10 protein-coding genes and 1 pseudogene are annotated in these 11,040 nt (G+C 66.8%); 6 read left to right on the forward strand and 5 right to left on the reverse strand.

Going from position 1 to position 11,040, the window contains the following annotated elements; translation table 11 throughout:
* Positions 1–167 precede the first annotated feature (167 nt).
* The 4 genes from AC1DBQ_RS18015 (at position 168) to AC1DBQ_RS18030 (ending at position 2,644) form a co-directional block, all read left to right on the forward strand.
* Positions 168–770, forward strand: coding sequence for a tetratricopeptide repeat protein (locus AC1DBQ_RS18015; RefSeq protein WP_476929817.1), 603 nt, complete (start codon positions 168–170; stop codon positions 768–770).
* Between the two features lie 62 nt (positions 771–832).
* On the forward strand, positions 833–1,150 hold the full coding sequence (locus tag AC1DBQ_RS18020; RefSeq protein WP_091255614.1) for a putative quinol monooxygenase: 318 nt from the start codon (positions 833–835) through the stop codon (positions 1,148–1,150).
* 139 nt (positions 1,151–1,289) lie between these two features.
* Complete coding sequence (locus AC1DBQ_RS18025) at positions 1,290–1,583, forward strand: DUF503 domain-containing protein (protein ID WP_091255616.1); 294 nt, start codon at positions 1,290–1,292, stop codon at positions 1,581–1,583.
* A gap of 119 nt (positions 1,584–1,702) precedes the next feature.
* Positions 1,703–2,644 (forward strand): hypothetical protein, encoded by a 942-nt coding sequence (locus tag AC1DBQ_RS18030; RefSeq protein ID WP_476929818.1) that lies wholly within the window; start codon positions 1,703–1,705, stop codon positions 2,642–2,644.
* 83 nt (positions 2,645–2,727) lie between these two features.
* Here the strand turns inward: AC1DBQ_RS18030 and purL are convergent, their stop codons facing one another.
* Genes purL through purS form a run of 3 tightly spaced genes read right to left on the reverse strand, consistent with a single transcriptional unit; the run spans position 2,728 to position 6,069 of the window.
* On the reverse strand, positions 2,728–5,061 hold the full coding sequence (gene purL, locus AC1DBQ_RS18035) for a phosphoribosylformylglycinamidine synthase subunit PurL (RefSeq protein ID WP_476929819.1): 2,334 nt from the start codon (positions 5,059–5,061) through the stop codon (positions 2,728–2,730).
* Positions 5,058–5,816, reverse strand: a complete 759-nt coding sequence (gene purQ, locus AC1DBQ_RS18040; RefSeq protein ID WP_476929820.1) for a phosphoribosylformylglycinamidine synthase subunit PurQ — start codon at positions 5,814–5,816, stop codon at positions 5,058–5,060. Before purQ ends, purL begins: the two co-directional genes overlap by 4 nt.
* 1 nt (position 5,817) lies before the next feature.
* On the reverse strand, positions 5,818–6,069 hold the full coding sequence (purS, locus tag AC1DBQ_RS18045) for a phosphoribosylformylglycinamidine synthase subunit PurS (RefSeq protein WP_018776110.1): 252 nt from the start codon (positions 6,067–6,069) through the stop codon (positions 5,818–5,820).
* Positions 6,070–6,346: 277 nt separating this feature from the next.
* On the opposite strand from purS, the gene AC1DBQ_RS18050 reads away from it, so the two are divergent.
* Both AC1DBQ_RS18050 and AC1DBQ_RS18055 read left to right on the forward strand, forming a co-directional pair.
* Positions 6,347–6,532, forward strand: a complete 186-nt coding sequence (locus AC1DBQ_RS18050) for a hypothetical protein (protein ID WP_091255625.1) — start codon at positions 6,347–6,349, stop codon at positions 6,530–6,532.
* Between the two features lie 272 nt (positions 6,533–6,804).
* Complete coding sequence (locus AC1DBQ_RS18055; protein ID WP_476929821.1) at positions 6,805–9,981, forward strand: S8 family serine peptidase; 3,177 nt, start codon at positions 6,805–6,807, stop codon at positions 9,979–9,981.
* 137 nt (positions 9,982–10,118) lie between these two features.
* On the opposite strand, the gene AC1DBQ_RS18060 is transcribed toward AC1DBQ_RS18055, so the two are convergent.
* Both AC1DBQ_RS18060 and AC1DBQ_RS18065 read right to left on the reverse strand, forming a co-directional pair.
* Complete coding sequence (locus tag AC1DBQ_RS18060; protein WP_476929822.1) at positions 10,119–10,493, reverse strand: serine protease inhibitor; 375 nt, start codon at positions 10,491–10,493, stop codon at positions 10,119–10,121.
* Positions 10,490–11,040 (reverse strand): annotated as a pseudogene (locus AC1DBQ_RS18065) (hypothetical protein); the annotation flags it as partial. The gene AC1DBQ_RS18060 and the pseudogene AC1DBQ_RS18065, both read right to left, overlap by 4 nt.

Consider the following 11,040-nt stretch of genomic DNA (forward strand, 5'->3'; position numbering starts at 1 on the left):
GCGCAGGGGATGGTGACCATCGCGATCACCGCGTTCGGCGGCCCGTCCAACTGGTTCTACGCGGCGGGCGGCGCCGTGACCAGGCGGGCACGGCGGCACGTCACTTCCAGATACATTAGGAGTGCCCAAGAACTGGCCGCAGGTGTGAGCTGAGCAGGAGCCAATGGATGCTTGATCAACAGACCCTTGACCGATTGTGGAATTTCGATGACCCGGCGCTCTCCGAAGCCCGCTTCCGCGAGGCACTTGACGAGCCCGGCTACGACGCCGATGAACGCGCCGAACTCACCACGCAGCTGGGCCGGGCCATCGGGCTGCAGGGCCGCTTTGAGGAAGCCGACGCGCTTCTGGAAGCGGTCGACGGCGACGAGCCCACCGTGGCGGTGCGGGTGCTCCTGGAACGCGGCCGGGTGCTCAATACCAGCGGCCATCCCGAGATGGCCGTGCCGCTCTTTGAACAGGCCGCCGAACTCGCGGACCACCTGGGCGAGGAATTCCTGGCCGTGGATGCGTTGCACATGCTCGCCCTAGCCGACTCGGCGCACGCCGTGACGTGGACCCGAAGCGCCCTGGAGTACGCGTCCACGGTCCACGATGAGCGGACCAAGCGATGGATCGTCTCCCTCCACAACAACCTCGGTTGGACGCTGCACGACGCCGGCCGCTGCACCGAGGCCATGGTGGAGTTCCAGCTCGCCGAACAGTGGGCMGGGAGGATCGGGACCCCGCGGCAGCAGGAACTGGCCCGCGAGGCCATCAAGGCCTGCTGAGCCCCGCGTTGTCCTGCTGCAAGAATGGAATACCGTCCCGCCGCACCGAAAGGCACTTTCCCGTGATCTTCATTGTCGTCAAATTCAAGGTCAAACCCGAATGGTCCGAGCGCTGGCTCGGCCTCGTGGACGATTTCACCCAGTCCACCAGGAAGGAGCCGGGCAACCTCTGGTTCGACTGGTCCCGCAGCGTGGAGGATCCCAACGAGTTCGTCCTGGTCGAGGCTTTCAAGGACGACGCCGCAGGTGACCACGTCAACAGCGAGCACTTCAAGAAGGCCATGGCGGACATGCCCCAGGCGCTCGTGGAGACGCCCCGCATCATCAGCCGCCAGTTCGACGGCGAAGGCTGGGACCGGATGGGCGAACTCACCATTTAGCCGCCCGCCCCGCATCGATTGCTCCGCAAACGCCCTTTTGAAGCCTCAGAACGGCGTTGGGCCCACGCCGGCAGGGTTCCCTGGCCGAGCTTGCGAGGCGAGGGGGCCGGTGGGGAGCAATCGATGGGAAAATTGGGGCATGTGGATCGGCTGGATTGAATTCGACCTCCTCCTCGGCGACGTCCACAGCCTGAAGGAGAAACGCTCCGTGGTGCGGCCGGTGCTCGCCGAGCTGAAGCGGCGCTTCGATGTCTCCGTGACCGAGGCGGACCTCCATGACCAGCACCGGCGCACCGTGATCGGCGTGGGCCTCGTCGCGGCCGACCGGGCCCACCTCGTGGAGGTGCTGGCCGGCGTCGAACGCTTCATGGCCGCCCGGCCGGAAATGGAGCTGCTCAGCGCCCGGCAGCGGGAACTCCGCAGCGACGACTAAACCCTTATCGATTGCTCCGCAAACGCCCTTGTGAGGCTCCATAACGGCACTTATGGAGCAACCGGTGGGGGATGTGGATAACTTCTGCGGCGTCGACGCGGTTCTGGTCTCATGAAGCCATGAAGACCGCTCGCCCGTTGCCGGGCAATTTCCAGGGACGCCCCTTCACCGTTGTCGAAGCGGCGAATGCCGGGGTGTCGCCCAAAAGGCTCCGCCACCGCTCCCTGGCCGTGCTGGGCAGGGGGATTCGTACCCTGGGCCCGACGCCGGGGCTTCCCCTGAGCGTGCGAGTGCGGCCCTTCATTGAGGTCAATGAGCGATGCGCCGCGTCGCACCTCACCGCGGCGGAGCTCGGTGGGCTTCCGGCGCGGCAACCAAAGGAGGGACCGGAGATGTACCACGTGATCAGGCCCGAGGGCGCGGCCCACCTCAACCGGCCGCACGTCATCGTGCACCGGATGAAGCTCTACGACGACGAGATCACGCTTCTGGACGGGATTCCCACCACCACCCCGGAGCGAACCTGGCTGGATTTGGCCGAAATGCTGACCGTAGACGAACTCGTTGTGGCCGGCGACAGCTGCGTCCGGAGGCCTCGGCCGGAATTCGAGGCCAGGGACATGCCGCTGTGCACGTTAGGCGATCTGCAGCGGATGATCGACCGCCACAAGGGAAAGCGCGGGATCCGCAAGGCGAGGGAAGCTATTACGCTCATTCGGGTGGGCTCGGATTCGCCACAGGAGTCTTTGTTGAGGCTGGCGATTGTCCGGGCCGGTCTGCCCGAACCCGAGCTGAACGTGCCGATCATCGACGACGCAGGAACGCGGCATCATGAACCTGACTTGTCATACAGAAAATACCGGATCGGCATCGAGTATGAGGGCGAACTCCACGGTGCCGAAGGGCAGATTGTCCGGGACATCGCCCGTTCCGAGCGTTACACGGCCCTCGGTTGGACAGAGGTCCGGATCTCCAAGCGGYATATGGCACATGATGCGAAAGCCGCGGTTGCMAAGGTCCGGACGGCGCTCGTCCAGGMCGGCTGGCGTCCGGGCCGATGAACCAAAACGACTGCTCCGCAACTGCCCTTCTGAGGGTTCAAAAGGGCGGTTGCGGAGCAGTCGATGGAGGGTGGCGGTGGGGACTAGCCGAAGTACTTCGGCAGGGTCGCCTCGTGGGCTTCGCGGAGCGCGTCAAGGCTCATGGGTTCGACGCCGTTGATCTCCAGCGTGCCGCCCTCGGCGTCCACCACACCGATCCGGACGTGCGCGAAGCCGCGGGCGGTGCACATGTCCGTGAAGCGGATTTCCTCCGAGCGGGGCACCGAGACGATGGCGCGGCCCTGGGTTTCGGAGAAGAGCGCAGTGAACAGGTCCACGCCGTCGCGGTCCAGGACGTCCTGCAGCGCGATCCGKGCACCCACGCCGTAGCGCAGGGACGATTCCACGAGGGCCGCCGCGAGGCCGCCTTCGGAGAGGTCGTGGGCGGCGTCCACCATGCCGTCGCGGGAGGCGTTGATCAGGATCTCGCCCAGGGCGCGTTCGGCGTCGAGGTCAACCTTGGGCGGCAGGCCGCCGAGGTGTCCGCGCAGGTTGGACCATTCCGAACCGTCCAGCTCGGCCGCCGTAGTGCCCAGCAGGTAGATGGCCTGGCCGTCTTCCTTCCAGCCCGACGGCGTGCGGCGCGCGACGTCGTCGAACTTGCCCAGCACGGCCACCACGGGGGAGGGATGGATGGGGGTGGTGCCGGTCTGGTTGTACAGCGAGACGTTGCCGCCGGTKACCGGGATGYCGAGCACCATGCAGGCGTCGGACAGGCCGCGGATGGCTTCGGCCAGCTGCCACATGACGTCGGGGTCCTCGGGGGAGCCGAAGTTCAGGCAGTCGCTGACGGCCATCGGCACGGCGCCGGAGGTGGCGACGTTGCGGTACGCCTCGGCCAGGGCCAGCTGCGCGCCGTGGTAAGGATCGAGGTAGGTGTAGCGGCCGTTGGCGTCGGTGGCCAGGGCAACGCCCAGACCGGTTTCCTCGTCCACCCGGACCACGCCGGCGTCGTCCGGGAACGCCATGGCAGTGTTGCCGCCGACGTAGCGGTCGTACTGCTTGGTGATCCAGGACTTGTCGCACATGTTCGGCGAGGCCACGAGCTCGGTGATCGCGGCGGCCAGGTCCGCGGGGGCGGAGGGGCGGCCCGCGTCCTGCACGGACMCGGTGAAGGAGTCGGCCTGGACGGCGTCCTGCCATTCGGGGCGGGCATACGGGCGGTCGTAGACCGGGCCGTCGTGCGCGACGGTGCGCGGGTCGACGTCGACGATCACTTCGCCCTCCCACGTGATGATCAGGCGGCCGGTGTCCGTCACCTCGCCCAGCCAGGAGTATTCCACCGCCCACTTGTCCATGACCGCTTCAAACGCGGCGATGTTCTCCGGGGTGACCACGGCCATCATGCGTTCCTGCGACTCGGACATCAGGATTTCGCCCGGGGTCAGGGTGGGATCGCGCAGCAGGACGGAGGTCAGTTCGACTTCCATGCCGCCGTCGCCATTGGAGGCGAGCTCGGACGTGGCGCAGGAAATGCCCGCGGCGCCCAGGTCCTGGATGCCCTCCACCAGGGAACCCTTGAACAGCTCCAGGCAGCACTCGATCAGGACCTTCTCGGCGAAGGGGTCGCCCACCTGGACGGCGGGACGCTTGGACGGCTTGGTGTCGTCGAAGGACTCCGAGGCCAGCACCGAGGCGCCGCCGATGCCGTCACCGCCGGTGCGTGCACCGAACAGGACCACCTTGTTGCCCTTGCCGGAGGCATTGGCGAGGCGGATGTCCTCGTGGCGCATGACGCCGACGGCCAGCGCGTTGACCAGCGGGTTGCCCTGGTACACGGAGTCGAAGACCATTTCGCCGCCGATGTTGGGCAGGCCCAGGGAGTTGCCGTAGCCGCCGATGCCGGCCACTGCGCCGTGCATTACGCGCGCGGTGTCCGGGTGGTCGATGGCACCGAAGCGCAGCGGATCCATCACGGCCACCGGGCGCGCGCCCATGGAGATGATGTCGCGGACAATGCCGCCGATGCCGGTGGCCGCGCCCTGGTAGGGCTCCACGAACGACGGCGAGTTGTGCGATTCGATCTTGAAGGTCACGGCCCAGCCGTCGCCCAGGTTGGTGACACCGGCGTTTTCGCCGATGCCCACGAGCATGTCCTTCTTCATCTCCTCGGTGACCTTTTCGCCGAACTGGCGCAGGTGGTTCTTCGAGGACTTGTAGGAGCAGTGCTCGCTCCACATCACGGAGTACATGGCGAGCTCGGCGCCGGTKGGGCGGCGGCCCAGGACCTTGACGACCTCGTCGAACTCGTTCTGCTTCAGGCCCAGTTCGGCCCAGGGCAGTTCGGTGTCCGGAGTCTTCGCCGCGTTCTCCACGGTKTCAATGTTGAACTTCCGGGCGGTCTMCGCGGGCGCCGCMACTGCGGGTGTCTCCGTCATTTGTTGCCTCCCACGATTTTGTTCAGGACAGAGGTGAAGAAGCCGAGGCCTTCGGTGCCGGAGCCTTCCTCCGGGCCGAAGCCGGCCTCCACGGCGTGCTCGGGGTGCGGCATGAGGCCCACCACGTTGCCTGYGGCGTTGGAGATGCCGGCGATGTCGCGGCGGGAACCGTTCGGGTTGAACCCGACGTAGCGGAACACGACGCGGCCTTCGGCCTCAAGCGCGTCCAGGGTCTTCTCGTCGGCGATGTACTGGCCGTCCTGGTTCTTCAGCGGCACAGTGATTTCCTGGCCGACCGCGTAGTCGCCGGTCCACGCCGTGGAGTTGTTCTCCACGCGGAGGACCTGGTCGCGGCACATGAATTTCAGGTGGTCGTTCTTGATCATGGAGCCGGGCAGGAGGTGCGACTCGGTCAGGATCTGGAAACCGTTGCAGATGCCGAGGACCGGCAGCTTGGCCTCCGAGTTGGCGGCGTCGATGATCTTGGACATCAGCGGCGCGAAACGGGCGATGGCGCCGGCGMGGAGGTAGTCACCGTAAGAGAAACCGCCGGGAATCACGACGGCGTCGACGTCACCCAAGGTGGTGTCGGCATGCCAGAGTTCCACCGGGGTGGCGCCTGCCAGGCGGACCGCACGGGCGGCGTCGCGGTCATCCAGGGTGCCGGGGAAGGTCACGACGCCGATCCGCGCCCCCGCGAGCTGTGGGTTAGCGGCGACGGCAACAGCCTCGCCGATCAGGGGGAGTTCAGTCATCTCAGGCCTCAACGACCTCGACGTTGACGACGTCCTCGATGACCGGGTTGGACAGCAGGGTTTCCGCGGCGTCGCGGGCCTGCGCCAGGATCTCCTCGGTCACCTCGCCGTCGACCGTGAGTTCGAAGCGCTTGCCCTGGCGGACAGAGCTAAAGGCGGTGAAACCCAGCCGGGGCAGCGCACCGACGATGGCCTTCCCCTGCGGGTCCAGAATCTCGGGCTTGGGCATGACGTCGACAACGATCCGGGGCATCCGGTAACTCCTGTGCGTGAGCATTGGGTAAGGGCGCAGCGGAGTAGTGCCGTCTCACGCCGGTCCGCTGTGTGTTGAGGACTGCCTGGTGGATACAGCGTGAAAGGGCGCTCCGCGAGCTTGCATGCCCATTCTACCGGCCGCGGTGCGTCCGGCCGCATTCGGGCTGGCAGTGTGAACGTGGCCTCCCCGGGAGGTCCTTGAACTGGACAAACGCCGCCGCGCGGCGCGCTTCGGGCTATGGTCCCGCGGGTCCGCGGGTCAGTAGGATGTGCGCATGGCTCCGAAACCGAAATCCGTGCTGTTGCCCGTCGTCGCCGCCGCCGTGTTCGCCGGCCTGGGCCGGATGGTCCTGCAGAAGATCAGGGCCGACCGTGCAGCGAAGCAGACCAAGGTGGCCGGACCGCTGGACGAGAAGACCCGGGCATGGATCAGCGAGGTGGTCCGGACTCCGCGCCAGTAGGCCACCCGCCCGGGCGGCACATTCCTCTCCACTTCCTATCGACCTTCTTGCTATCGACGCAGCTCAGACGCTTCGTCGACGCATCGTGTCGTATTGCGTGACAAATTTTAAATAGCTTCTTGTGGTCTATGTCATATCCGGCTCTCAGTCTGTACTGTATGAATCGGCTGGTATCCGTCGGGGCAGGCCGGGCAATCGCCCGGTGCGGCCCCGCCAGTCTGCTGGGCCCGGTATAGAAGCCGGGCCGTTCCTTTACGAAAGGTTCATCACTCGTGACATCACCAGGAAAGAGCTTCCTTCGAAGCGGGGGACTCCGGAGGGTCGCGGCGCTGACCCTGGGATTGCCGGTACTTCTGTCCACCATCGCGATCGCACCTGCTCACGCGGCCCCGGCACAGGGGCCGGCCGAGGCCGGTGTCGCGCAGAAGAATGTTGATCCGAACAACTACAAGGACGGCCGCTACATTGTGGTTCTGGCGGAAGAGCCGTCCGCAACCTACGACGGCGGGACGCCCGGGCTGCCGGCCACGAAGCCCGCCGCCGGCAAGAAGCTGGACGCCAACAAGGCTGAAGTCAAGCAGTACCGGGCGCACCTGGAACAGAAGCAGGCCCAGGTCGCGGGTCAGCAGGGCGTCAAGATCCAGCGCCAGTTCACGGCAGCCCTCAACGGCTTCAGCGCCAAGCTGACGGCGGACCAGGCCATCAAGCTGGCCAGAGACCCCTCCGTCCTGGTGGTCGCGCCCGACACGGAGAACGCTCCGGACTACTCCAGCACCGACTTCCTMAAACTCAGCGGGCCCAACGGCACCTGGAACACCCAGTTCGGCGGCCAGGACGGGGCCGGCAAGGGCGTTGTGGTCGGGGTCATCGACACCGGGTACACCCCGTCCAGCGCCTATTTTGCCGGCGACGCGGTTAAGCCACTTACGGGAAATCCCGTCGTCGGTGTGCCCTACCGCAGCGCGGACGGCAAGATCGAGATGCTCAAAGCCGACGGCGAGCTCTTCAAGGGCGACTGCCAGGCCGGCACTGACTTCGACGGCACTGCCTGCAACTCCAAGGTCCTGAGCGCCCGATACTTCGGCGACGAGTTCGCAAGCTATGTCCCGCAGTCGGGCTGGGCGCCGGGCGAGCGGCTGTCGCCGGTCGACGCTGCCAGCCACGGAACCCACACGGCCAGCACGGCTGCAGGCAACGCCAATGTCGAAGCCATGGTTGACGGCCGGAGCTTCGGCCAGACCAGCGGCATCGCGCCTGCCGCGAAGCTGTCCATCTACAAGGTCTGCTGGGAAGATACCGATCCCAACACCGGCGGCTGCTACTCGTCGTCGGCCATCGAGGCCATCAACCAGGCCATCGAGGACGGCGTTGACGTCCTGAACTACTCCATCTCGGGCGCCACGGACACCACCACCGACCCMGTGTCCCTGGCGTTCCTGTCCGCTGCCTCGGCCGGGATCTTCGTGGCGGCCTCCGCCGGCAACTCCGGCCCGACCGCCAGCACCGTCAACCACGGCGCACCATGGATGACGACGGTCGCTGCCAGCAGCTTCTCGCAGGAACTGCAGGGCACGGTCGAGTTCTCCGACGGCAGCAAATACCGCGGCGCCAGCATCATGAACGGMCAGGTCTCCAACGCCGGCGTCGTGCTGGCAGCCAACGCGGGAGCCGCCGGGAGCACCAACCCGGCCCTGTGCGGCGACGGCTCGCTGGACCCGGCCAAGATCGCCGGCAAGGTTGTGGTCTGCGACCGCGGCGTCGTAGACCGCGTCGCAAAGAGCGCCGAGGTCAAGCGCGGCGGCGGCGTCGGCATGATCCTGGTCAACMTGAGCGACTCCTCGCTGGACACGGACAAGCACTCGGTCCCCACCGTCCACGTGAACCCGCCCGCCACCGAGGCCATCAAGGCTAAGGTCGCCGCCAACCCGGCGATCACGGTCTCCCTGGTCAACAAGGACACCACGGGTCTGCCCCTCKAGGCGCAGCCGCAGATCGCCGGCTTCTCCTCCCGCGGCCCGCTGCTAGCCGCAGGCTCCGATCTCCTGAAGCCGGACGTCACCGCGCCCGGCGTGGCCGTGCTGGCCGGCGTCTCGCCGATCGGCACCGACGGAGACAACTTCGGGTTCCTGTCCGGCACTTCCATGGCGTCCCCGCACGTGGCCGGCTTCGCGGCGCTGATCCTGGCGAAGAACCCCTCCTGGTCCCCGGCGGCCGTCAAGTCGGCGATGATGACCACCACGAGCGACGTCAAGAACGCCGACGGGTCGAAGAACACCGATGTCTTCGCCACCGGTGCGGGCGAAGTGGACCCGGCACGTGTGCTGGATCCGGGCCTCGTCTACGACGCCACCACGGCGGACTACCAGGCGTTCATCCAGGGCACCACCAGGCCGCGGGACATGAACCTGCCGTCCTTCGCCCTGGGCAACCTGGCCGGGAAGATCGAGGTCACCCGCACGGTGACCGCCCTGACGCCGGGGGTCTACAAGGCCAAGTTTGATGTTCCCGGCATCAAGGTCAGCGTGACCCCGGCAGCCCTGAACTTCAAGGCAGCCGGAGAGAAACAGACCTTTAAGGTCTCTTTCGAAAACCAAGGAGCGCCGCTGGGCAAGTTCGCCACTGGTTCGCTGACGTGGCAGGGCGCCAACAAGACCGTCACCTCCCCGATCGCGGTCCGTCCGCAGTCGGCAGTGGCGTTGTCCGACGTCGCCTTCACCTCCCAGGGCGGGACGGGATCCGGCGCGATCAAGGTGGTCTCGGGCACGAATGCGCCGATCAGCATGACCCTCGACGGCCTCTCGAAGGCGGATTCCACCGCTGTGCAGCTGGTCCCGGGGCCGTTCACGGGTGACACGGATCCCTCGAACCTCGTCAAGACGGTCACGGTCCCCGCAGGAGCCCCGCTGGCCAAGTTCTCGGTGATTTCCGCCGACCCGAACGCCGACTTCGACATGTACGTCATGACCCCGACGGGCCCGCTGACGGTCGCGACGTCGTCCGCCAGTGAATCGGTATCCATCCCCGACCCCGCCCCGGGTGAGTACACGATCTACGCGAACCTGTACGCCAGCCCGAATAGCCAGACCACCAAGGCCTCAGTGGACGCCGCGGTGCTGGGTGCGAACGTCGGCAACGCTTCGCTGAGMCCGAACCCGTTGCGCTTGGCCAACGGCAAAGCCGGCAGCGTCACGATGAACTGGAAGGGCCTGTCCGAAGGTTCATACATCGGGCGCGTCACCTTCGCCGGTGCCAGCGAGCCGACGTTCGTCTCCGTCCTGGTCACCCCGGCCGGGGCCGTCGCGGTCCCGCCCACCGCGGAGGACCAGGACTCCAACGACGGCCCGGGGGACAACGGTGACGGCGGTAACGACAAGGGCAAGAAGGTGAAGAAGGAGAAGGGCAAGATCCAGAACGGCGATCAGTCCTTCGCCCCGGACAACGCCATCTAGGCGCATAACGGCACCAAGAACGGCGACGGCCGGCGGTTCGCACCGCCGGCCGTCGCTGTTTAAACCGCCGGGTCAGGAATCAGGATTCAGGTAGCCGTCCGCCGAGGCAGGAGCCCGTCCGCCGGATTCCTGCCGCGTCAGACGGCGCCCGTGGAACCTGCGGTGCCGCCGAGCAGCGCCGCCATGGCCCGCCAGCGCGCGATCTCGCAGCCGTCCGTCCGGCTKAACCGGCTATTGACCTGCCGTCCCAGATACCAGCCKGTCACGACGGCAGTCTGCGGGCCGCCGTACTGCTGCGTGCACAACTGCGGGGGTCCCGGCTTGGGGAAGAAAATGGCCTCGCCGTGGCGCCTGACCGTCTCAAGTGCGGCGGCCGGATCGGGAAGGGTCGACGCGGCGGAAGGTTCGCCGTCGGCGGCTTCGAGCCGGAAGGTGTATTCCGGCGCGCCGGGCGCCTCGGTCAGGCGGATCGTCAGATCTATGTCGTGCTGCGGGGCGGCTGGGCCTGTCATGTTGGTCCTTTCAGACTCTTGTCCGGAGCCGGAGCCGGAGCCGGAGCCGGAGCCGCGTGCCGGCCTCCGCTTCCGGGGCTGTCCTGGCCGCGGTGTTGCGCCGCGGCATCGAGCAGGGGCGTCAGCTCCTGCAGCAGCCGGTGCCGGAGTTGCTGCGACTCGGCTGCGAACGTCCGCTGATGGTCAACGTATTCGGCCTTGCCCTCCGGCGTCTCGATGGGAATGGCAGGATAACCCCAGTCGGCGAGATCGTACGGCGAGGCCTGCATGTCCATGGCTCGGATCCGCCATGACAGTTCGAAGCAGTCCATGACGAGCTCGCTGGGCAGCAGCGGGGAGAGTTTGTAGGCCCACTTGTAGAGGTCCATGTTGGCGTGCAGGCAGCCGGGCTGCTCCAAGGTCCGTTGGTTCTCCCTGCTGGGAACCAGGCTGTTCAGCGGAACGGCGTCCGGAGTGTAGAAACGGAAGGCGTCGAAGTGCGAGCACCGGATCCGGTTCTCCTCCACCACCTCGTCGGTGCGCCCGGACCCCAGCCGCAGCGTCAGGT

It is taken from the genome of Arthrobacter sp. 10T413_2 (assembly GCF_056394205.1).

Excerpts from the sequence above, each read along its gene's own strand:
- AC1DBQ_RS18050 (WP_091255625.1), top strand. The coding sequence starts at position 6,347 with ATGGCTCCGAAACCGAAATCCGTGCTGTTGCCCGTCGTCGCCGCCGCC.
- purS (WP_018776110.1), bottom strand. The coding sequence starts at position 6,069 with ATGCCCCGGATCGTTGTCGACGTCATGCCCAAGCCCGAGATTCTGGAC.
- AC1DBQ_RS18025 (WP_091255616.1), top strand. The coding sequence starts at position 1,290 with ATGTGGATCGGCTGGATTGAATTCGACCTCCTCCTCGGCGACGTCCAC.